Origin of the sequence: Paenibacillus zeisoli, assembly GCF_003994465.1 — a bacterium.
Lineage (GTDB): Bacteria > Bacillota > Bacilli > Paenibacillales > Paenibacillaceae > Fontibacillus > Fontibacillus zeisoli.
This window is the reverse complement of the sequence record NZ_RZNX01000004.1, coordinates 55847-79516: the sequence shown is the minus strand read 5'-3', so window position 1 is coordinate 79516 and position 23670 is coordinate 55847. Positions and strand designations below refer to the sequence as shown.

Sequence of the window (23670 nt, the reverse complement as noted above, 5' to 3'; positions counted from 1 at the left end):
ATCTTTGCCCACTATACTGCAGCATGCAGCTGACAAGCAAATACTGACAAAATAGGTTTCGTTTGAAAATCTTAGGAAGTGACCGCCCTCACAGTTCATTCGGCAAACTCAGGTTATGATACCTAGAAAATTTATAAGTGAGTGAGGGTGCCAAATGAGAAGAAATGATCTGCCTCTTGTCTATTCCTGTTCCGGTTGTTCCTCGGCTGCACAGACTGCCAACATGATTGCAATTAGAATGGACCGGGACAACATAGCTGAAATGTCCTGTATCGCGGGTGTCGGTGGGGATGTCAAACCTCTTGTCAGAACAGCCAAGTCGGGACGTCCCATCATTGCCATCGACGGTTGTCCTTTGTCCTGCTGCAAGAGCTGTCTAGCTAAGCAAGACTTGGAGCCCCAGTATCACTTCGATTTATCTAAATTTGATGTACCCAAGCGATTAGGAGAGGACCCTGATCCAGAACAATTCCTGAGCGCATATCATAAGATTCTTGAACTAACCGCTCAGTGATCCGTATAGACTCAAATCCAAAAGCCCCTTCCATAAGAAGGGGCTTTGCTTGCCCGGAAACCCGGTCATTTCATGACTTTTACTCGAGTTAGCGCCGAATAGGCAAGGATAACTTGCATGATGTGTAGGCGCGTTGGCGCCCGCTTCATGCTGATGCCACAGTCTAATCAGACTCTTAGCGAGCCCCTAAATCCCCTAGCAGCATAATAGGATTCCGCCCCATTGTGATACACAAAGACCGTGTCATAGCGGCGGTCGCAGAAGATCGCTCCTCCGAGTTCTCTGATTCTGGAAGGCGTCTTCACCCAACTCGAAGTCTTCCGGTCGAAATTGCCCAGTTCCTGCAGCTCCCGGTATTGCTCCTCCGTAAGGAGTTCAATGCCCATATCGGCAGCCATATCTACTGCGCTATTCTGTGGTTTGTGTTCCTTCCTAGACTCCAGGGCTTCACGGTCATAACATACACTTCGGCGTCCTTTAGGACTTTCCGCTGAGCAGTCAACGAAAATATATTCACCCGTCTTTGAATCATGACCGGCCACGTCTGGTTCGCCTCCGGTTCTCTCCATTTCACTGAGCGACCACAGCTTATCCCTTCCCGTTTCTTCAAGCCTGGCTTCTACCTGGGTCCATTCCAGACCTGAGTGAAGGTTCCTGTTCTTCTCAAAACGGGACTTCAATAGTCCAAACAGTTCTTCTTTTTGTTCGGATGACAGTTCTTTTGTACTGCTGCTGATCTCGCTTTTCTCGGTCATTTTTGCTTCCTCCTAACACCATGTATTCCATCCTTACTGGCTTATTTCATACTACTTATACTCAGAAAGATCTACTAACAGTGTACTATCTAATCCCCATTCATTCACTAGTCTGCTCGGTATTCCAGAATATCTCCAGGCTGACACTCTAACGCCTTGCAAATTGCCTCTAATGTCGATATCCGAATCGCCTTCGCTTTACCGTTCTTCAGTATGGAGAGATTGGACATCGTGATCCCGACCTTCTCCGACAGCTCTGTCACACTCATTTTGCGTTTAGCCAACATCACGTCAATATTGATTATAATCGCCATGTTATCTCACCTCAGACCGTCAGATCATTCTCTGATTGGATATCAATTGCACTTTTCAGCAGCCTTTGAAGAACGGCGGCAAAGACGGCAATAACCATGGAAGCGGCGGGAATAACCATTCCGAAGAGGATGAGACCTGGAGCATCGTCTAAATCCGCAATCAGATAGAGGAACGGCAGGCAGGCCGCATGCAAAATACTGATGGTAACAGCGCAGTGTTTGATCACCTTTAGCGCCAGTACGGATAACTCGGAGAATGCGGTGTTCTTATCAATGTAGCTTAAGAGCTTTAATGCCTGATACAAGGCCACAAATAACGGGATCACCGAAATATACATGATCACAACCACAGGGTATACCCAATTGTCCGGGAAAGCCTCTGCAGCTTCCCTGCCGATCGATGGCAATCCAAATATACACACAGCAAGAATTAATACTCCAATAAGATACACCGTTGCCTTTAAAAAAAGCGTTCTTCCTCGTTCGATCACATGCACCTGAACATGCACCCCTCTTTATTGTTTTCATTTTGAATTTAACATAATTTTTATTGTTTTACAATAAATTTAGATTGTTAATTGATTAATAAGTACTGTCAAATTCCAAACACCAAAAAGGGACGGAATTAAGCTTCCGTCCCTCATAACATTCAGCATTAATCATAGATCACAAATTTACCTTCTTCATGCAGCTTATTTATAGAGGCAATCATATGATTAATCTGTTCATCAGAATGTCTCTCCCACGAACCCAGCTCAGCTACAATTTTGAGTGGGAACTTAGATCTGTAAGACCGTGTTGGATTCCCTGGAAACTTCTTGTCCGTTACATTGGGGTCATTCTCAAATTCACCTTGTGGTTCAACAACATATATTCTTTCCTTTGAACCGGACTTTGCTAATTCAGCACCCCACTTAGCCGCCTCTAATGTTGCAGTAAAGTATATATGGTTGGATTTTTTATCTTGGTAATTTGACAGGTATTGTGGTTCTAACAAATCGCCAATTTTCAGTTCTGCTTTAGTTCCATGAAAAAAAGGCCCACGATCTAAAACGTCATTGTTGGAATTCATACAGGTACACCTCTTTCAATATGATATACAACAATATAGGGCATGAATTCCAAAAATGGTAGTCTGTAAATCATGGGCTTACTGTACTATAATTAAAGTAGAGGCTCCCTCAATTTGGCGACACCTGCTCAATACCGCCTCTTTTATTCGCCAACTTCCCGAGCAACGGCAGGAACCAGCGATCCAAGCCGATTTTTCCAGCATTCCATCCTGCAACAAGGATAAACATTCCCAGTATAACCATTTGCGGATTTGTACTTGTCGTTCCTGATAACAGATATGCGAAGTTCATAGTTAGCCCCATGAGTATGGAGAATGACGTAAAAATTCCAAAGATTAAACCCAGACCTACCAGAAACTCTCCCCATGGTACTAACACGTTAAAAAAATCTACATTCGGTAATGCGACCTCTTTCACGAAGGTTCCCCACCAGGGTTGAACTAACGGGTGGTCTCCAGTCATTTTTGCAACAGCCCCATTCAGGAAGCCGCTAGCATCAAACTTTCCGCTCGAAATTTTCTCCCACCCAGCACTCAGCCAAAGCCATCCAAGATACACTCGGAGCACAGTAAGAAGTACGGATACATAGCGGTTTTCCCTTAAAAAATTTAAAAACACGATTATACCTCCAATAAATTCATATATTGATAACGATTATCATTATCATATTAGTTCCATTGATAAGCAATGAGGAAATGGTAATGATTTTCCCGTTCCTTTCTAGTCAAATATTCTTATATTTACCAAGGGTCAGGCTTAACAGAAATAAGCCGAGGACAATCAGAAGTGATTTCCTGATTATCGATCGGCTTTTCATTGTATTCGTGTGATTTGACCTTACTCCGATACCGCACTGTGAACCGTTAAAAGTCGGTTTTATCTATGTCTAATGACTGAATTTTTTATAAACATACCATGCAATCCAAATTGCAAGCAGTATCCATACGACTATGAACAGAGCAGCTGTAAGCCAGTTCTTGGGCTTTCCTTGAATCTCCTGGGCCTTCACTTTATTCTCTTCAATAACCTCCCCAGGTATCATCTTAAGGGCAAGGACTATGCCCAGCGGGACGATGATCAAATCGTCAACATAGCCTAGTATCGGGATGAAATCGGGAATTAAATCGATGGGACTAAATGCATACGCCACAACACACAGTGTGAACAGTTTTGCATACCATTTCACTCTAGGGTCTCTGTAAGATAGATACAGTACAATCAAATTGGATTTGAGCCGTTTTGTAGTTTGTTTTAGTTTTTGTATTATGGTACTAATCCCCCTTGCGAAATAGTAGTACTTGCTCCTATGTACCCTTCTTTGTTCATATTACCACACCATTCTGATCGTTCTTGGATTGATCCAAACAGAATATAACTTTTTGGTAAGTTAACTATCATCCCAGCAAACAAAAAGAGGGGCTGAGCGCCCCTCTTTACTGTTACTGCCTGATTTCTTCTCCCCTACTTCTTAGGATGAATCCAAGTTTCACCGTTTGCATTCTTCTCGTAATCATGGGCATTGGTTGCTTCCATAATATCGTAGTAAGCCCAGTGGCCGGTTGTTAGATCTACGTATTCACTGAGTACATCTTTATGTGCTGTAAGATAGCTTTTGTCGCTAGATCTCTCAAGCATACGGTTTGCCAAACTTACCACTTCAGCACGAGTGATGGATTGCTCAGGCCGGAAAGTGCCGTCCTGATATCCCTTGATCCATCCTTTGGAAGAAGCAAAGGAAATGTAATCTTTGGCCCAGTAATTATCCTTCACATCGGTGAAAATAACGGGCTCGCCTGTGATCAGCTTATCAAACCGAGATGACATTGCCGCAAATTCTGCACGAGTTATCGGCGCATTCGGCCTAAAGGTTCCGCCTGAGTAACCCGAGATAATGCCGTATTGCTCCATATATCCAATGGCATTTGCATACCATCGCCTACTATCAATATCTTTGAACTTGGATGGATAACTTTTGCCAACATCCATTTTATTGACCAATAGACGGGCAAACATCACAGTAGCTTCCGCCCTGGTCATATTCTTCTCAGAGCCAAAGGTTCTGTCAGGATATCCTTTCATATAGGCAAAATGGTTAACCTTATCCAGAGCTGGCGCATCCGTAGCGGCAACTGTCCATTTGGCTGTCAGCGTGATATTCGAGTATACCCTATCCGTGCTAAAGTTCCACTTGCTGCCATCGGCTTTATACCAACCATCAAAGATATAGCCAGTTCTTATTGGATCTGCAGGTTTGGTTAACAGATCCCCGATAGCCACAGATTGCGTTGTTGTAGATGAAGTACCTCCGTCCCCATCAAAGGTAACAGCAAAGTTGGCCTGCGTTCCGCCGCCTGTGCCTGAAGGAACTTCTACTTGTGGATTATTATAAGCTATAGCGTAGACTGAAAAGTTTCTAACATAGAGCGTAAGCGTCTGATCAGATGAATCATATGCAAGATATTCTCCATCTGCATTCGGAACCGAGTTGATAAAATTCACTGCATTTCCGTGATAGCGATACACAGCATAACCGGACTTGCCATACAAGTCTGAAGGGATAGGAATAATAACTTTAATTAGCCCTTTCGTTTGTCCGATAAGTCCCTCTGAATTCCACACTTCCGCTTCGGTGATACGATAAAATTTCTCAATGGTCATGTCCAGGTAGAGGCCAATGGTTAAATTATCGTTCCGTGCCTTAGGTTTGATATTACTCATTGCTTCCAAGGCGTGGGTATCGCTCGTCGCTTCATCAATCTTTCCGATCTTCATTTCAACCTTGGCGAAGCCTGTATTATTCTTCTCTTTCAAAAGGTAATCCTCTGCCTCAGGGTGCAGATTATCGATTACAATGGCCGGCGTGCCATTGCCTTGCAGGTTTAATGCACTGCTAGCATTGTACGGGAATATTACATTCCCCAGGTGTATGACCCTTGTCTCTCCCTTGACTATAATCGCAATGATGGCTGTTTTCTCATTCAAAGTTATCCTCAAGTTATACGTGCCTGCCGGTACATTATGGATCGTAAAGTTACCCTCTGCGTCCGTAGTCCCCGTATCTCCGTAAGAGGTGTTACCTTTTACAATCTCAACCTTCGCTCCCTGTATGTGAACCGGAGGAGTAGCCTCATCAACTACGGTACCGACTACATCATAGCCAGCTGTTGATTGCCACTGCGCATAGAGCGTCACGGTTGAACCGGTGTTATCCCAGTTCTTCGCACTGCTCATATCCGCGTTGTAATACTTCGTTCCACCGCTAGTTCGGTCAAAGTATCCGATGAATGCATAGCCCGTCCGACTCGGAGCTTCCGCCTCCGGCATCGGTTGGTCATATATTGCAGTTACACTGCTGCTTCCTCCAGTGCCGCCGTTCGCATCCAATGTCACAGAAGAAGTGTTGGCAGTCCATGTCGCGGAGTAACTCCGATCGCCTGTAGAACCCGTATCTACTATGACCGTAACGGTAGGATCTGATAGCCCCGTTCCTGTCCATCCCCCGAAGGTATACCCTGGTTTTGTCGGGTTGATCAGCGTAAAGCTGTCATTCTCAGTGGTATAGGTAGTCGGGTTCGAGGATGCGGTCTTTCCGCCATCAAGATCATACGTTATATGGTAAGTATTCGCTGCAAAGACAGCGGTGTACGTACCTGACACGTAGCTGCCGTCAACCTTCTGCGGAACAAAGGTTGGATTCGTGCTTACACTAGTACCATTCCCGTCCTGCCATTCTACAAAGTGATACCCTGGCTTCGCTGTTGCTTCCGAACCAGATGCTGTACTCGTTTCGGGGTTCAACGATTCATTCGCCTGGCTGACCGTACCATAGGAAGTATCATTGGCGGCATAATTGATCATTACGCTGCCGACCTCAGTCCACACGGCATATACATGATGCGCCCCGGCTTCTTTTACTTTCGTATTCCCTGTGATCGTCGTCCCTTTCCCGTCATCTTGCAGGTTCCACGAAGCGAACGTATACCCGCTGCGGGTAGGATTCACAGACGGCAGCTCATAATTGCTATCATAAGTCTGATTCAGGTCTGCCGTTGCTGTGCCCCCGGCGTACTGTCCACCGTTAGCATCAAAGGTAACGGCATATACAGCGGCTTCCCACTGCGCATAGAGGGTCGAAGCTGACTCCGTTTTATCCCAGTCTTTCGCACTGCTCATATCCGCGTTGTAATATTTCGTTCCGCCGCTTGCCTGGTCATAATATCCGGTAAATGTATACCCTGTCCGATTCGGAACTGCTGCATCCGGCATCGGTTGATCATATGCTGCAGTCACACTTTCGCTGCCGCCACTACCCCCGTTATCACTCAACGTTACAGACGATGTATTGGCTGTCCACTTTGCGTAAAGGGTGGTATTCGCTGTGACTTGATATGGGAAACTTACTTTCTTATCTGTATTCAGTCCCGGATCGCTATACCAACCTTCTAAAGTGTAGCCAGGCTTGGCCGATGCGGGGGCTGCTTCGATTTGGTTGGTTGTCATGTCGTCTATGGAGCTGCCGCCATTGGCTTCAAATTTCACAGTAAAGGCACTTGCGGACGACGCCCACTTTGCATATACAGTTGTGTTGTCCTTTGTCACCGAAGTCGACAGTGTAAAAGGAACTCCATTGCCATCAGCCCCAGTATTCCAGCCGCCAAAAACATAATTTTCGCGCACCGGAGCTTCGGGAATATAAAGTACGCTGCCATATGCAGTTAGAATACTAGTCTGGGCGGATCCTTCCCAGTCACCTTGATTGGCATCAAAGTTCACCGTATAGACCGGGCTCCACACAGCAAACAGCTCTGTATAAGCCGTTACATCCTGAATATTGACAACCGTAGTGGCACCTGCCGAAGTCCCCCAACCCAAAAATGTATAATTCTCACGGAACGGAGGCTGGGGGAGATAGTCCAACTTTCCGTCAACGGCAGAGATCAATTGATTCTCGCCTTCACCGCCATTTACGTTAAATGTAACCGTCTTAGACGCCTTCCAAATGGCATAGACTGTTGCACTCTCCGAGATTACTGTGGACGGATATATAGCTTCACCGCTGCCATCCGGGCTTCTGTTCCATTCAATGAAACTGTAACCAGTGCGAGTAGGTTTGGCAGTAGGCATATCACCAAAAGTGCCGTTTGTAATGGCTTTGTTATCAGGCACATTGTTGACAGGATCGCTTCCACCGTTACCATTAAAAGTTACCGTATAAACGGCAGGTGTCCATTTGGCATAATAGTTCCCCGCCGATCCCTTACCGAGGGTAGTAACCGCGGTCCCAGTACCCGCTGTATTGTTATACCAGCCTCCGAACACGTAGCCGGTTCTGGTAATCGTCGGCAATCCTCCGCCGCCAAAATTGCCGCTATTTCCGTTAGAATATAGGGTTGCAACGATGGAGCCGCCATTTGGCGTATAGTTATTGAAGAAAACTGCGGATTCGCCACTGTTGGTGAATATGGCGTATACCGTAGTGTTCTGGGTAACAGCAGTAGTTGAATTTAACCAACTGCCCGTTCCACTCGATGTTGTATTCCAGCCTATAAAATAGGGTTGTTTGCCTACGGGCACAGATGGCATATTGTCGCCAACTATGCCGTTCTTGGTCGGCACAGTAGTTAAGGTATCCGTCCCATTCATGAAGGTGACCGTGTATACCTTTTTATCTCCCCAAATGGCATAGACAGATGTACTCGCATTAATAACCGTATTTGCGGTAATCGTCTCACCCGTTCCATCCGGCTTTGTGTTCCACTCCTGAAAGTACATACTCCGCTTGGTGGGCAGCACGGGCAGACTTCCGAGTGTTGTTCCTCCTGCTTGAATCACCTTGAATGCAGGTGACGCCTCAGTATCGCCAGTATTCTTGTCAAAATTTACAGTGTAATAAGGTATACTTCCATTCGCTGATACCACATTCGAGAACACACCAAGCGAATTCCAAGTGCCTTTCGAAGACCAGCCGGTTCTGTCCATTCCATTTAAATCCTGATTAAAGGAGTTGTCCTGTGCTGCAGTCCCTGTCATAAAGCGGAAAGGAGTAGACGAATCAAAGTTATACCCTTTCGCTGCCAACGCACTTTTGATATCTGCAACCGAGAATTTATAAGAAATGAAATAGTCCGAATTGCCGTCAAAATTGCTGCCGTCTGCTGCCTTAGTGATGGAATAATTGACATTGTTCACAGGTTTAAAAGCCATCAGCGGCTTTCCGGAGATTCCGGTTGTGCTCGGACCGGTATTCGCATAGCCACTATTTGAGCCATAAATACCAAGTCGGCCGTTATTACCAGTCGGATTATATATGCCTAGAAAGAAGTCGACACTTCCATTGAGATCTGCATCAATACCTGCAAATGAGAAATTTTTAAATTGATAGTTCGCAGCGTCCGTTCCACCATCTATATGGTTCACACGAACTCTCAAAGCTATCTCCGTATCTGTAAAATGCATAAAAGTCGACGGGTAATTTGCATCACCCACAATATCTTGCGATACCGAACCGCTTCCTGTTTGCTGGTCGTGCTGATAATCGTTCTGATTATTAGCAGGATACACGGCTTTCCAACCTGCAGCATCCCTCAATGACCAGGCTTCAGCGTTCGCTGGCAGACTCTTTAGCGGAAACATAGAAAGCACGATACTGAAACATAGCAGAACGCTTAAACCTCTTAATCTCATGCTGTAAACACCACTCCTATTCTTAATAATCCATACACGACTTTAAGGCACCTGCAGAAGATAAAATTGTATTTATTTAGAAACATTCGACATATTTCTACAATAGTATAACCGCACTTACAAAAATTGGCTACCATTTTCTGTTCAAATTGAACGCCGGTTAGCCAGCAAAGATTTTGGTGATTAATCCGCCTCATAACCGCCCCATGCTTGTCTAAGACTCCCTCCTTTTGAGCCTGCTCCATGTTGATGGTGATACAAATATTGGATTAATCATCATACTTTTGAATTACCCATTTTAGGTAATATTTGCATACGTAATCTAGTAAAGTTATCTTTAAACTTAACAACTTTACTGAATCGCAAATAAAGGGACTGCCTTCGACAGCAATCCCTCTAAATTTTCAAAGACTACTAATTCGAACAAACAAATATAATCACCTCAACACTAGGGAAGCAGGTTCGGGTAATCCAGGGTAATAATCTAAAAAGCGTAGGTTGGAAATCCATTCGATCTAGGAGGCGTATGATGAGAGATTGCCTAAAGGTTAACCAGACAAGCATTACTTTGATCAAGGGTGACATTACGAAGATAACGGCCGACGTGATCGTCAACGCTGCGAACTCAAGCTTGCTGGGAGGCGGTGGCGTGGATGGTGCTATTCACCGGGCTGGGGGCCGAAGCATACTCGAAGAATGCGTGCAGATTAGAGAACGGCAAGGAGGCTGCGCGGTCGGCGAGGCCGTTATTACTACGGCTGGGAATCTGCCAGCGCATCATGTCATCCATACGGTAGGTCCTGTATGGAATGGAGGTAACCAGGGTGAAGCTAGGCTGCTTGCAGGCTGCTACCGAAACTCCCTTAGCCTTGCAGCGGAGTATAATGCCAAAAGCATTGCATTTCCGAATATCAGTACAGGGATATACCGGTTCCCCAAACAGCTTGCGGCTGAAATTGCACTGGAAACGGTCATTGATTATTTGAACTCGGTTAGTGACCAGACGGGAACGCTTGAGCAGGTTTATTTTGTCTGCTTTGATGATGAGAATTTGGATATTTATCGTAACAAGCTTGTTCTCGGGGAGTAATACTTTTTTGGGAATCGGACGGTTTGTTTAACTTGAATGCAGCACTACTGCATTGTAAAAGGGTGCCTGGATCCACTACAGATTCAGGCACCCTTTTAGTATGGTAATAGCCCCCTTTGCGTAATAGAAATATCTACGTCAAATGCAAAATGAATCGGTCTGGCCACTCGCAATCTTATTAAGCACCGTCATTAATTAATCCACCCATACCCTGCCCCAACGAAGACTAGTGAGCCGATAAGGGCTAACCAGAATGGTGACTTGGGAAGGGCTAAGATTCCGATGAGCGAAATAATAAGCAGATAATAACCCATTATCAGAAATAGACCTCTATCTCCTGCATTCGCCAAATGAAGTGAGATATGTCCACACATGATAAGCAAGGGTCCAAATATAGTGAACCAAAATGCGGATCGCCGTGATTCATTGGATTTAAATCTATTTACAAACCCTTCACTAAATACTTCTGAGAAAGGTACTCGGAACCAGACTAACCCATAAAGAAAATGGCCAATTCCTAAAGCCAACAAAATCCATGCTGCTGCTACCATACTAACACTCCTTTTTTATCTTGGAATTTTGTGAAATTCAACAATTAACATTGTCCTCTGTTAAAATGAACCTCCTTCAAATTTTATTACGATTTCGTAGTAATTAGTCAAAAAAAATAATCCCATTTAATAATTAGATATTACTACGATTTCGTATCATTTTGCAAGAACAAAATCCCTTTAAATTATGTCCTAATCTGTTAACGAAGTTCTAGATTTTTTTGGAACTAAAAAGACACGGAGAACATCTCCGTGTCTTTAGACAATCCTTCTCCCGCTTCGCTGTATGTCGGAACAATCAACGAGATAACGCACATAAGGCTCGGGAGAAGTATTCATGTTTCCCCCTACTTAGAGCAGCGGATTCTCGTGCTTCGCTTTCAGTATCGACCAGCGACGCTCTACTTCGCGATCAAATTCACCAAGCATTTCTTTGTTCTCTTCCTTGAGCAGGTGTCTTGATTTGCCCATATATTTCAGCCAGTCGCCGAGCGGCACCCGTTTGTTCTTCTCTTCCGGGTTGTACGTAATGTTCGTCTCTCCTTGCTCCACTTCATACAGCGGGAAGAAGCACGAATTCACGGCTGCGCGCACGATATTCTCGCCTTCTTTGTCATCGGACTTCCAGTTCAGCGGGCAGGTGATCAGCAGCTTGCCGTAGACGGTACCTACATTTTGGGCGTACCACTGGGCTTTGGCTGCCTTTTTCACAAGATCCTGCGGGAAGGCTTCCGTACCTGTGAATGCGTATGGAATATGCGCCGCCGCCATCATCTGCACCGTATCTTTGTGATGGAACGCCTTACCCTGCTGCTTCTTGCCGACACCGGAAGTGCTGGTCATATGGCCTAAAGGCGTGGAGTACGAAAGCTGTGCCCCGGTGTTCATGTAGCCTTCATTGTCGTATTCAAGGATGATCATATTATGGCCCCGCAGCGCCGTCCCAATTGCCGAACCCATCCCGATGTCCATGCCGCCGTCGCCGGTCACCATCACAAAAGTGAAGTCCTCGGGAACCTCGATCTCCCCACGGCGTTTCCGCTCTAGGAACGCCTCTACTGTGCCGGATAATGTAGCCGGCCCGTTCTGGAACAGGTTATGAATGAAGCTCTGCTTATGCGAGTTGTACGGATAACCCGTGGTAGTGATATAGGCACAGCCGGTATGGAATAGAGTCACGATATTACCCTCGATTCCTTTGAAGAACAGCTCCAGCCCCGGGAAAATCCCGCAGCCCGGGCAGGCTCCGTGACCGGAAGCAAGGCGCTTCGGCTTGGCGGCAAGCGCACGCATCGGCGGCACTTTAACGGCCAGCTTGCCCGTCGCCTCATCCACCTTGACGGTGATCAGGCCGGATTTGAAGCTGTCCCCGTTCATCGGCGCAATAACCGGCTGCAGCTTACGCGCTTCATCGCCCGGCGTCTGCCCGTAATAATCGAACGGCACCTTGGCATAGCCAAGCTCCATCGCCTCCAGCGTCAGGGCAAAAAAGGCTTCCGCATCATCCGCGTAATAATCTTTCCCGCCAAGGCCGAATATGCGGGAAAGTACAATCGGCTGCGGGCCGCGGATCTCCTGCAGGGCCGATTTGACCTCATGCGTCAAATTGGCTCCGTTTGCGCCGTAGGAATCGGCACGTTCGCCGACCAGCAGCGCTTTGACGCCTGTCAGCGCCTCGCGGATTTCCCGTGCCGGGAACGGGCGGATAACATTCGGGCTAATCACGCCCGCTTTGATTCCTTTCGCCCGCAGACGATCCACTACGTCCTTGGAGGATTCCGCCGCGGAATTGAGCAGGAACAAAGCCACCTCCGCGTCTTCCATGCGGTACAGATCCAGCGGCGCATAGGATCTTCCGGACAATGCCGCATATTCCTCCGCCACTTCCTTGAACACCTCACCCGCACGGTACATGGCCTCCGACTGCTGGAAGTGGTTGTTCATGAGGTCCTCGCCATTCATATAAGCCCCAACGACGATCGGATTGTTCTCGTCCAGCACGTGTGGGAATTCCGGCTGCTCCCCTACAAACTCCTGAACAGTTGCCCGGTTCTCAAATATTTGCACCCGGCGCTTCTGATGTGAGGTGAAGAAGCCGTCATAGGCCACGATAACCGGCAGGCGTACGTCCGCATGCTCGGCGATACGCAGCGCCATGATATTCATGTCGTACACGGCCTGTGGTGAACGGGCGGTCAGAATTACCCAGCCGGTGTTCAGACCGTAGTACAGATCCGAATGGTCGCCTCGGATATCCAGCGGGCCGCTGACCGCCCGCGTTACCAGGTTCATGACCATGGGGAAACGGGTTCCCGCCTGCACGGGCAGCTGCTCGATCATATACAGAAAGCCGTTCGCGCTGGTCGCATTGAATACCCGCGCTCCGGCTGCGGCTGCGCCGTAGCAGATCCCCGCCGAGCCGTGTTCGCCATCGGCCGGAATCAGCTTGATGTCGTGTTCACCGCGCGTACGCATCATATCAAGATATTGGGCGATTTCCGTGGACGGCGTAATCGGGAAATACCCCATGATGTGATAATTAATCTGGGCGGCCGCCATGGCGGCCATTTCGTTGCCGGATTCGAAGACGGCTGTCTGAGCGGCTGGCACCTTTTGCTCCGTTAACAAGTCTTTGGTTTGTAAGGTCATGGTCTGACTCCCTCCACAGTTAGATAGGGGAAGACTTGCGGCATACGGTGCTGCTCCGCATACTGCGGCTCTTCCAGCATGGCAGCCAAAGCAGTAGTCGGGCAGGCCTCCACACACTTCAGGCAGCCTTTGCAGTACTGGTAATCGATGCCCTTCATGAACATTTGCAGGTTGCCGCGCTTATCCGGCTTCTGTTCCCATACGATACAGAAGTCCGGGCATACCGTATCGCAGGCGGCACAGTTAATGCAGTCCTCCGCCTTATATTCCGGCAAATACCCCTGCCGGGAGCCGCTAAGATCCTTCAGCACACTGTTTGCCGTAACCTTGAGAATTCCGCCGAGCTCCTGTGTTTTATATCCGAGAACCGGCTGTATTCTGCTGAAGGCAATCTGGCCGTCAAGCTCTGCGCTACTGCCTAAATCAAGGAACTGGACTTCGTTATACCCTCTGTCAAACGTCCGCAAGTTCGGTTCCACGAGATGGGGCAGCTTTTTCTCAAAGGTCTTGCGGATCACCCGCCGCATGTCATCTGGATCAAGGAAGCTGCAAATCCGGAACAAGGCGCCCAGCATCGCGGTATTGACTTTCGTTTTCTCCTCAACGGCAATTCTCAGCGCATCGATCGCAGCCAGCGTGCCCTGTCTCATCTTCAGATCCGCGGCGACATCGGCAAGATTTCGCGCTGTATTCACAAGCACCGTCCCATCAGACCGTAAACCGCTTATCACATCTATCGTCTTATATAACGCTTCATGAAATACGCCGACTACATGCGGCTGCTCAATGGGGCTGTGATCGCGGATCTCCACCTGGGGATCGCAGAATCTTACGAAGCTTTTGACCGGCGATCCTTTTTTCTCCGAACCATAGCTGGAAAAGTTGGAACCGTTAAGTCCAGAGCCGGTTACTCCGGCTTCAGCCAGCATTTTCCCGGCCAGATTGGCGCCAAGTCCGCCGATGGATTCGAGACGGATCTCGTAGAATCCCAGTTCATTTTTGTGAGGCAAAATTGACACGTGCTCTCCCTCATTTCTTCTTGTTCTATATGGAATGAACTAGGCAATCACGCTTCTTTAGTTCATTTTCATAAAGGGTTAATAGCTTCAGTGTAAAAGAAGAATCACACCAAGTTAGTGATTTGTATCACAAAATGAGTTGCAGTGATCTTAATCACTAAACTGACTTCGGAGGCAGGGTATACTTCAGTCTGACAGTCCATTGCAAAGCAAACTTATGACGACATTTAACAATATAGGAACACGATATTAGGAGGAAAAATAATGAATAATACTGAAGCGAAAATGACCATGAACCATCAGCCATCCATGTTCTGCTTTCAATGCCAGGAAGCTTCCAAAGGAACAGGCTGCACCATTGTCGGGGTATGCGGCAAACCGCATGACGTAGCGAACTTACAGGATTTGCTCATTTACCTGCTGAAAGGGATCTCTTGGCTCAGTCTGGATGTCCGGCTGCCCGAAGTGCTGGAACAGCGCGTATCGCTATTCATCATGGACTCCTTGTTCGCAACCATCACCAATGCCAACTTTGACCGCGAGGTTTTTGTGGGGAAAGTCCGCGATGCTATTGCGCTCCGCAGCGAGGTTCGCGCTTATTATGACGAACAGTATCCCGAAGGAACGGCTAATCTCCCGGATGCTGCCGTCTGGGAAGCAGATAAAGAAGCCGATTTTGATATAAAAGCACGTACCGTTGGTGTCCTCTCTACACTTAACGAAGACGCTCGCTCGCTCCGCGAATTGATCATTTACGGCCTCAAGGGGATGGCCGCTTATACGTACCATGCGCTGCACCTAGAGAAGGACGATGGCGAGTTGAACCGGTTCATGCGCCGTGCGCTTGCCGCTACGCTGGACGACAGTCTTGAAGTGCAGGATCTGATCGCTTTGACGATGGAGACCGGCAAGTACGGCGTAGACGCCATGGCGATGCTCGACAATGCGAACACTTCCGCTTACGGTAATCCGGAAATTACGAAGGTGAATATCGGGGTTGGAAATCGTCCGGGCATTCTCATCAGCGGCCACGATCTAAAGGATATGGAAGAGCTGCTGAAGCAGACGGAAGGAACCGGCGTCGATGTGTATACGCACAGCGAAATGCTGCCTGCCCACTACTATCCGGCATTTAAGAAATATGAGCATTTCGTTGGCAATTACGGCAATGCCTGGTGGAAGCAGAATAGTGAATTCGAAGCCTTTAACGGCCCGATTCTGATGACAACCAACTGTATCGTTCCGCCGAAGGACAGTTATAAAGACCGCATTTATACGACAGGTAACACGGGCTTCCCGGGCGTCCGCCATATCCCTGAGGGAGAGAACGGCACAGCCAAGGACTTCTCTGCGCTGATCGAGCAAGCGAAAGGATGCCCAGCTCCTACGGAGCTTGAAACCGGCGAAATTATCGGAGGCTTCGCTCATGCCGCAGTGATGAACGTAGCCGATCAAGTCGTCGATGCCGTGAAATCCGGCGCCATCCGCCGCTTCTTCGTCATGGCCGGCTGCGATGGGCGGATGAAATCCCGCAACTATTACACCGACTTTGCAGCCCAGCTTCCGCAGGATACCGTCATCATGACTGCGGGCTGTGCCAAGTACAAATACAACAAGCTGGACCTCGGCGACATCGGCGGAATCCCGCGCGTACTGGACGCTGGACAGTGCAACGATTCTTACTCTCTGGTCGTCATCGCCATGAAGCTGAAGGAAGTATTCGGCCTTGAAGACATCAACGAGCTGCCGATTTCCTATAACATTGCCTGGTACGAGCAAAAAGCCGTGATCGTGCTGCTCGCCCTGCTCTATCTCGGCGTCAAAAATATTCATCTAGGCCCTACGCTTCCTGCCTTCCTCTCGCCTAACGTTGTCAAAGTTCTAGTTGAGAACTTCGGAATCGGCGGCATTACCAATGTGGAAGATGACATGAAGATGTTCTTGGGGGCGTAATTAGGCCAATCGCATAAGGAAATTGCGTAGGTCGGGGAGTAGGCTGTCGGGAGGGTTCCGGCAGCCTGCTTTTTTATATCTAGGGGGTGTAGGCTACAACTATAGATTATCTATCGCAAATTCTAATATCTCTTCTTTAACATTCTTGGGTAATTCATATCTATCATTTTTCAAAGCATGAGGATTTACTTCTACCTTTTTTCCAGCGTCTGCTTCTTTTTTTATAAAGCATTCTATTGCATTTATTGGATTCGATGGCTCACTCAACAGTAGAACCTTTAATTCTCTCAATAGTTGATGTTGACTGATATCCTGGAACTCAAGCAGTCCATTAGTACTGTTATATTGTGATTCGTAGTTGTCGTAATTTTCAATTACATCCCAATCTGGCCACTTAGATCGAAGTTCTTGAGATATGTTTGGAATATCATTAGCATGCCAATACTCTAATCTGTTCGACGTTATATCAATATGGAAGCCTCCCATGGGGAAATCCTTAGACCATTCTTTTAAGGAGATACTTTTATAACCAAAGGATTTATCTATGTTGTTAATCAAATCAGGCCCATATGATAAATAAATATCTACACCCCCGCTAATCGGAAACAGTAGTAACTCGTTTTGAGAGAACTTTACACTAGCCACAGTATCAACCCAGCTTTTTTCTTCTGGAGGTGCAAGACTTAAATAATTAATATCAATTTCAGAACTTGTTAGTACCTTTTCCTTAGGGTAACCAACGTATGTAGCTAAATCTAATATGCCTTCATAAGCCCATTCAATTTCCCAATCCTGCCAAGTAGTTCTCATAAGTTTTAAATAGAGTTTCCTTAGTGGAATGTCATAAAGTAAATCTTCACCACCATAAAAAATTAATTTCTTTTTATCTAAATCAAGAATTGCCCCGCCCTCTGCCCACACATCATCTAACCATCCAGATTCATCAACCCTTGTCTGCATCTCAATAAATTGAATGGCATACTGTTCCCCCCAGAATAAATCTTGTGGCAGAGTGTTCGCACACCAATGACTGTAATACAACTCGTAAGATTCGTTCCTGACAATAATTAAATTTGCTCTTTGTCCCATGTTTCTCACTCCGTTCAAAAGGTTTTGCTATAGAATTATTTTTTCACTTAAAAAAGGAGAAACCCTTCGGATAATGTCAATTCGATTATAAAACATTGTCCTTAAGCTATTGCACAAAAAAAGACGCCGCTCTTAACAACGTCGCCCACTTCTGTATATTTTAGATTCTGCTCCAAGCCATTTTTCAATGACAGTAATAAAACAATCCGTCGTCCTTAATTGACTTTATCCCACATTTTCAATGAGACTCTTAATACACCCGCCATTGTTGCGGAATTTAAATAAGGATGTCCAAAATGAAATGTTGTTTTTTCCATCTGTTCCTCGACAATTCTATTAAACTCATTAGCATCAGTTATGCTTCTTTCCGTAAATTCCTCTTCCACAGATTTACCATATATAAACTCGTATTCTTTTAACCCTTGCATCACCCAAAATATATCATAGAATGATGTTCCATATGCACGAAGCCAGTCCCACATGACATCCTTATCTGCGATATTGGGATTCTCCAAATGACACCTTTTACATAAAAGTACAAGATTTGATGCTTTATCATCACCGCCTAAAGATTCAGGAATAATATGACACCGTTCCAAAGAGTTCTTGTACCCACATCTCCAACATCTTTCATGTGCCTCTGATGCATCTACACTTAATCCACACTCATCTACTATTGAGAACCAATAATCCACAATTTCTTTTTTTGAAGTTTCAATACTTTTATCTCCCATGATAACCACCTTTCTACTAATTAACGCACTAATTGAATTGCCACGGTTATTTTACAAAAATAAGTGTCATTGCTTTCGCATACAGCTTGGTGCAATCTCCTGTTAGCCTTTTTCGACTTATGTTATCTTCTTCTGTGGTCTATAAATCCGTAATGAGGATGTAACGGCGAGGGAGATGAATCTCATGTTGGTTCGGGTCATTTATGTATCAATTAAACATTCTACTTCTTATGAGCTCGAAGCAGACTTACGTTTTCTAAAATCTAATATAGATATATTTATGTATAACTGTATGGTATCAGTATAAACATGCTCTCTAATAAATTTCATACTTTTATCGTATTCATCATTCGTAAAACAAGCAATTAAGTAAAATGCATTCTTGTATTTAGTAGACAGCATATAATCCGTTAATTGCTTTTCATATCCTTTTTTTAAATAAGAACTGCTTGCTCTCTTTATTTCTATTAGTACCTTCTCATCTTCGTTACTATTCTTATATAACTTAAAATCAACTTTTCCATTTCCCAGCATAGCCTCTCTAGTAATTTCTACTTCTTGTTTATGAAAGTAAGCGTCCATTATATTTTCTAGTATTAGCTGTATTCGTTCTTCTTTTACTGGAACACTATTCTCCCAAAATAATTTATATAAATTCCCGTATTGTACTCTTTCAGTGATGTATTCTAGCATTGAAGAAACTTCACCGGTAAGTGTAATATGCTTCGTTTTGTATTGCTCTTGAATATCAATAGGGAGTAATTCAAAATAGTAGTCTAGGTTAATCCCTAATACCTTTTCTATGTTTGTATTTCCAAGTTTACGATAATTATATAAAGTTTCAATCATTAAAATGTCTGTATCTGTAAACAATAAATCCGAATAATAATGGACATCGTAAAAGTAGTCCTCATGTTCCTCTAGGGTTAACTCACTATCTTCTTTAAAATCTAATTGACTAGCTTCTTTAATTAGTCTATGGCATCTTTTATTAAAATAAACTTGGTTAAAATCAGGCGATTCCGTTTGTAACTCTCCCATGTAATCAATGAATTTATACAATACAAATTCATGAATCGCATTCATTTCATGATAGAACTTATCTCCTGTCCAGGAGTATAATTCCTCAAGTGTTTTCACACATTTATGATACTGTTCTCTGTATAGATATTTGGGGAGCATCTCTTCAATGATATCTCCCAAATCTGTCTCTTCATTAAATATTTCCACCTCAAAAAAATGGTGAAGTATACAATTATATGCTTCTTGGTGATAAGTCGCAAATAGAATCACACAAATACCTCCCTTAAATTAACTGCCCCTGCCCCTTATCTATAATGATACTAAGCACTAATTTAATCTTCTATTCAGTAAAAATAAATCTTGCTATACTAGCATGATTCTCCCGATCTTTGTCTTTTATAACATGACTTTATTATAGAAAAATCCCACCTTGGTACGCATTGTTAAGAGGCGTGTGGGAACTGTTGACTTTAGCATAACGGAACTACTTGTGCTTTGAAAAGATTTTGAGAAGCTAATCATATCGCGGGCGAAGCTTACTCACCTCATAATGTACTACGCCGCAGTTCATAGAAACACTGCACAATCGGATGCTTTAACTTCATCTTCTCGGACAAGTTCACAATTCGCTTTTTGCCAACCCTACGGTCTACCAGAGCTAGAATATTCAATAAGATATCATTGCTCTCTATGCTTTCCTCTACAGAGGTAGATAGATACTTATTCGCCACAACGATGAAATTCGATTTACTTAATGAAGCCTGTGCTGACAAAAGCTGTTTAGCATGTTCTGAACTTTTTCTGCTTCGGGCAATGACTACTAGACGATCCTCCGGTACTGGTCCCTTGCTGGCTTTTCTGACCGCTTCAATTTCGTCATGGGTGACAGGAATATGGATATCCGGGTCATTCTTAATCTCCAGCTCCGTTTGATACCATCTGATGAAGCTGGCTTTATCACTCATATTGAGTACGTTCTTTTTATCTACCGAGATATAGCAGGTCCCCGGTTTATCAGCTAAATAACGGTAAGCCGGTGCGCGGTATTCTACCCTTCCATTTAACGCAGGACAGAGAAAGCTCTCAAGCTGCTGCTTCAATTTGCTCCAGGACATATAATCCTCCTCTATATAAAAACAGAGGAAAGGCTTGCTGGCTCAGGGTTTATGTCCCTTTCCATTCGTCCGATCCTCAATCTGTTCATGTCTTTTATATTTCTACACGGATTTATTCTTACTATATAAGTCGAACTAATGATTTACGTGCTAGGCTGCCGTGTGAAATTTTCCTACGATCGCTAAATTGTTCTCAGACTTCTTTATTAATTTTCTAAGGTAGAAGTCTAATCACAAAGCATAGGCTTCCGATGTAGCTTTCTTTCAGAAAGCTTTCAGGCGAACGCTCCGCTTCTCCGGAATCATTTCACACTCTTGCCTATAAGTAATTCTTAAATTCAACTTATATATATTGAACTAACCAGTAATTACCGCAATCGTCCGATGTTTCTTCAATCTTCACAGCTTAATTCCCGTGTTCCTCCGCCTCATCATGCTCCCTGCTTCCAAACTCTTCAAGCAGCTCCCGTACTTCGCTTGTTGACTTCGCGTTCATTAAGTTATTTCTTAATTCACTTGCCCCGCGGAATCCGCGAACGTATATTTTAAAGAATCGGGCAAGTGGCCGGAACGAACGTAGTTCCTGTGCCGAATATTGATCATGGAGATCCAGATGCAGCCTCAGTAAATCAAGCAATTCCTCACTGGTGTGCTCTCTCTGTTCCTTCTCAAAAGCAAATGGATTTTGAAAAATACCGCGCCCAATCATAATCCCATCCACACCATACTGCTCAGCGAGCCGGAGGCCGGTCTGACGGTCGGGGATATCCCCGTTAATGGTTAGCAGCGTATCTGGAGCCACTTCATCCCGAAGCTTCTTAATTTCCGGAATCAGTTCCCAGTGGGCATCTACTTTGCTCATTTCCTCTCTCGTGCGCAGATGAATGGACAGATTCACAATGTCCTGCTGCAAAATATGGGTTAACCAGCCGCGCCATTCGTCTACGGCAGTGAAGCCGAGCCGTGTCTTGACACTGACGGGCAGTCCCCCGGTTTTGGCGGCTTGGATAATATCGGCTGCGATCCCAGGGCGGCAGATCAGCCCGCTTCCTTTTCCATTCTCTGCCACATTCGCTACAGGACAACCCATATTGATATCGATGCCCTTGAATCCTTCCTTCGCCATGCCGATGCTCATCTGACGAAAGTATTCCGGCTTGTCTCCCCAAATATGAGCTACCATGGGCTGTTCATCCTCTGTGAACGTCAACCGCCCGCGCACACTATGGCTCCCCTCCGGGTGGCAGTAGCTCTCTGTATTCGCAAACTCCGTAAAAAATACATCCGGTCTAGCCGCCGCACTCACGACATGCCGAAACACAACATCCGTCACATCTTCCATAGGCGCCAATATAAAAAAGGGGCGTGGCAATTCACGCCAAAAATTATTTGTCATATCAAAAACCTCTCTAAAGCATGATAAATCAAATTATATCATAACCTCGGGAGGAGCATGCTTACTGGGTAAATTTTTAAAAAGAGGGGTGTCCCCTCTTACTATTTTCTCCGATAGACAATAACAACAAACATATAATGCCCCTAACCTCAATTCGGTGCTAATAAAACAAAGCTCATCATATTTTAAAAAAAGATCACTTCAACCAGGGGGCGGAATTGAGTTGAATAAAGTTAAAGTCAGTCTACGGCCTATTGTTAGTAGGATAAACTTGCCCACTATATTAAAAACAACTTTCCTTCCGGGTAATTCCATCGAAAGCCTAATGATCGCAACACAGGTCGGAGAGATCTTTTATATTAGAAACGGAGCGATAGGGACTTTTCTAGACATTCGCCAGCGAATCTTAAAACTGGGGGCTGCAAGCGGCGGATACGACGAACGAGGGCTGATAGGTCTGGCTTTCATCCCGAATTTTACTACAACGGATTGTTTTATCTCCATTACTCACTAGCTGGAACTCAGGGTCCAGTTGCTTTTTCCGAATCCTTTAAGCCTAACCCGTGTGATCCCCAAACTTTAAACCTAAAGTGGGTCGATAGAGACACAAAATATGATCATATCGATACCGTGGAAGAATGGATTCTACCATCGAATGGGCAGCCTCAAAGACGGCGTACATTACTCAACATAAGAAGGCCCTTTTTGAATCATAATGGGGTCAATAGCCTGAACTTTTCGCCTGAAACAGGGAAACTTGTATTGACGACCGGAGATGGCGGATCGGCTTATGACCCGTTTAATTTAAGCCAAGACATTATGGAGATCGCAGGTAAAATAATCGAAATTGATGTAAAAATGAATTCATTCATTGATAATCCGCCTGTAGTTACACGGTTTAATGAACTACCTGAATCTATTCAGAACATGCTTACGGTCATTGCCAAAGGGGTACGCAATATACCGGGTATCTCTTATCAGAGGCACCATCATCAATATATTAAATACACAGGGAATGTCGGACAAGATCTGGTAGAATCAATTTTTGCATTCGTTCATTATAAGCCAATACCGGTTACTCAGCTTGTTCAAGCATCTATTGTGGGGGCTGAGCCCAACCAAGAAGGTTTCATTAACTTTGGCTGGCGAGGGTGGGAAGGTACTTTACCTACCACTGTAGAAAGAGGCTGCCCTGCAAATCCAGATTCGAATGAGAAATATATTTCATATTTCACTGAAACCCTAGAAACGTCAATACTGCGTCTACCACCGTTAACGAGTTATTATCATGAGGACCCCCGTCCCAACAAGTTTGAAGGCAATGCACTCACAGGGGTTCAGGCCTATAATGGAAACGAAATCCCTGGTTTGTGGGGAAGCGTCGTGTTTACCGATCTTGCTCTAGCTCAATCAAAGCCTCCTGTTAGGGGAGTCCTAGCCTATACCAGGTTATCAGCCGATTGTAGACAAAGCGATTACAATGTAATAGAAACTGATTATAATTTTGGACCTAATGCTGCGTATTACGTTAGTCTTGGAGCAAATCAGAATCAAACCCGGCTGTATCTAGGGGTGTATGGCTCAATGAAAGTGGCTGAGCTTAACCAAGGCACTGTGTTTGAGATTGTTCGTTGATTAGGAAAAAGTCCGGCCATGTGAGGTTGGGCTTTAACTTACAAGTAGGTGTCAATAAGCTCGGCTAACAAAGTCA

General features: G+C 45.2%; 18 protein-coding genes and 1 pseudogene. 4 read left to right on the top strand and 15 right to left on the bottom strand.

The window, feature by feature from the left end:
* The first annotated feature begins 154 nt into the window (after positions 1-154).
* Positions 155-514: a putative zinc-binding protein gene (locus tag EJP77_RS11755; protein ID WP_127199436.1), complete on the top strand. Its 360-nt coding sequence runs from the start codon at positions 155-157 to the stop codon at positions 512-514.
* Between the two features lie 167 nt (positions 515-681).
* Here the strand turns inward: EJP77_RS11755 and EJP77_RS11750 are convergent, their stop codons facing one another.
* The 7 genes from EJP77_RS11750 to EJP77_RS11720 all read right to left on the bottom strand — a co-directional run bounded on the left by EJP77_RS11750 (position 682) and on the right by EJP77_RS11720 (position 9340).
* On the bottom strand, positions 682-1269 hold the full coding sequence (locus tag EJP77_RS11750) for a DUF4256 domain-containing protein (protein ID WP_127199435.1): 588 nt from the start codon (positions 1267-1269) through the stop codon (positions 682-684).
* 107 nt (positions 1270-1376) lie between these two features.
* Positions 1377-1583 (bottom strand): helix-turn-helix domain-containing protein, encoded by a 207-nt coding sequence (locus EJP77_RS11745; RefSeq protein WP_127199434.1) that lies wholly within the window; start codon positions 1581-1583, stop codon positions 1377-1379.
* Positions 1584-1594: 11 nt separating this feature from the next.
* The gene (locus tag EJP77_RS11740) at positions 1595-2071 is read right to left on the bottom strand and encodes a DUF2975 domain-containing protein (protein WP_127199619.1); all 477 of its coding nucleotides are present in this window, start codon (positions 2069-2071) and stop codon (positions 1595-1597) included.
* 167 nt (positions 2072-2238) lie between these two features.
* Positions 2239-2655, bottom strand: coding sequence for an NAD(+)--rifampin ADP-ribosyltransferase (arr, locus tag EJP77_RS11735; protein ID WP_127199433.1), 417 nt, complete (start codon positions 2653-2655; stop codon positions 2239-2241).
* A 109-nt stretch (positions 2656-2764) separates the two neighbouring features.
* Entirely contained in the window at positions 2765-3274 is a 510-nt protein-coding gene (locus tag EJP77_RS11730) for a DoxX family protein (RefSeq protein ID WP_127199432.1), read from the bottom strand.
* Positions 3275-3542: 268 nt separating this feature from the next.
* Entirely contained in the window at positions 3543-3923 is a 381-nt protein-coding gene (locus EJP77_RS11725; protein WP_127199431.1) for a YkvA family protein, read from the bottom strand.
* A gap of 194 nt (positions 3924-4117) precedes the next feature.
* A complete protein-coding gene (locus EJP77_RS11720) occupies positions 4118-9340 on the bottom strand; it encodes an InlB B-repeat-containing protein (protein WP_127199430.1) in 5223 nt (1740 codons plus the stop codon).
* Positions 9341-9869: 529 nt separating this feature from the next.
* On the opposite strand from EJP77_RS11720, the gene EJP77_RS11715 reads away from it, so the two are divergent.
* Positions 9870-10430 (top strand): O-acetyl-ADP-ribose deacetylase, encoded by a 561-nt coding sequence (locus tag EJP77_RS11715; protein WP_185897337.1) that lies wholly within the window; start codon positions 9870-9872, stop codon positions 10428-10430.
* 191 nt (positions 10431-10621) lie between these two features.
* Here EJP77_RS11715 and EJP77_RS11710 read toward each other — a convergent pair whose 3' ends face one another.
* From EJP77_RS11710 to EJP77_RS11700, 3 genes are all read right to left on the bottom strand, one after another.
* Positions 10622-10981: a DUF6463 family protein gene (locus EJP77_RS11710; RefSeq protein WP_127199428.1), complete on the bottom strand. Its 360-nt coding sequence runs from the start codon at positions 10979-10981 to the stop codon at positions 10622-10624.
* Between the two features lie 351 nt (positions 10982-11332).
* Positions 11333-13630 carry a thiamine pyrophosphate-dependent enzyme gene (locus EJP77_RS11705; RefSeq protein ID WP_127199618.1) on the bottom strand — a complete coding sequence of 766 codons (2298 nt, stop codon included), beginning with the start codon at positions 13628-13630 and terminating at the stop codon, positions 11333-11335.
* Positions 13627-14649, bottom strand: a complete 1023-nt coding sequence (locus EJP77_RS11700) for a 2-oxoacid:acceptor oxidoreductase family protein (protein ID WP_127199427.1) — start codon at positions 14647-14649, stop codon at positions 13627-13629. Before EJP77_RS11700 ends, EJP77_RS11705 begins: the two co-directional genes overlap by 4 nt.
* A gap of 264 nt (positions 14650-14913) precedes the next feature.
* Here EJP77_RS11700 and hcp point away from each other — a divergent pair, with 264 nt between their 5' ends.
* On the top strand, positions 14914-16602 hold the full coding sequence (gene hcp / locus EJP77_RS11695) for a hydroxylamine reductase (RefSeq protein ID WP_246021872.1): 1689 nt from the start codon (positions 14914-14916) through the stop codon (positions 16600-16602).
* Between the two features lie 99 nt (positions 16603-16701).
* On the opposite strand, the gene EJP77_RS11690 is transcribed toward hcp, so the two are convergent.
* From EJP77_RS11690 to EJP77_RS11670, 5 genes are all read right to left on the bottom strand, one after another.
* On the bottom strand, positions 16702-17691 hold the full coding sequence (locus EJP77_RS11690) for a hypothetical protein (protein ID WP_127199426.1): 990 nt from the start codon (positions 17689-17691) through the stop codon (positions 16702-16704).
* Positions 17692-17906: 215 nt separating this feature from the next.
* Positions 17907-18425, bottom strand: a complete 519-nt coding sequence (locus EJP77_RS11685) for an HNH endonuclease (RefSeq protein ID WP_127199425.1) — start codon at positions 18423-18425, stop codon at positions 17907-17909.
* A gap of 228 nt (positions 18426-18653) precedes the next feature.
* Positions 18654-19718 (bottom strand): hypothetical protein, encoded by a 1065-nt coding sequence (locus EJP77_RS11680; RefSeq protein ID WP_127199424.1) that lies wholly within the window; start codon positions 19716-19718, stop codon positions 18654-18656.
* Positions 19719-19993: 275 nt separating this feature from the next.
* Positions 19994-20563: an SF0329 family protein gene (locus EJP77_RS11675; protein ID WP_127199423.1), complete on the bottom strand. Its 570-nt coding sequence runs from the start codon at positions 20561-20563 to the stop codon at positions 19994-19996.
* A gap of 406 nt (positions 20564-20969) precedes the next feature.
* Positions 20970-21959, bottom strand: a complete 990-nt coding sequence (locus EJP77_RS11670; RefSeq protein ID WP_127199422.1) for a tRNA dihydrouridine synthase — start codon at positions 21957-21959, stop codon at positions 20970-20972.
* Between the two features lie 223 nt (positions 21960-22182).
* Between EJP77_RS11670 and EJP77_RS11665 the strand changes: the two are divergent.
* Positions 22183-23594, top strand: a pseudogene (locus tag EJP77_RS11665) (PQQ-dependent sugar dehydrogenase).
* The last annotated feature ends 76 nt before the right edge of the window (positions 23595-23670 follow it).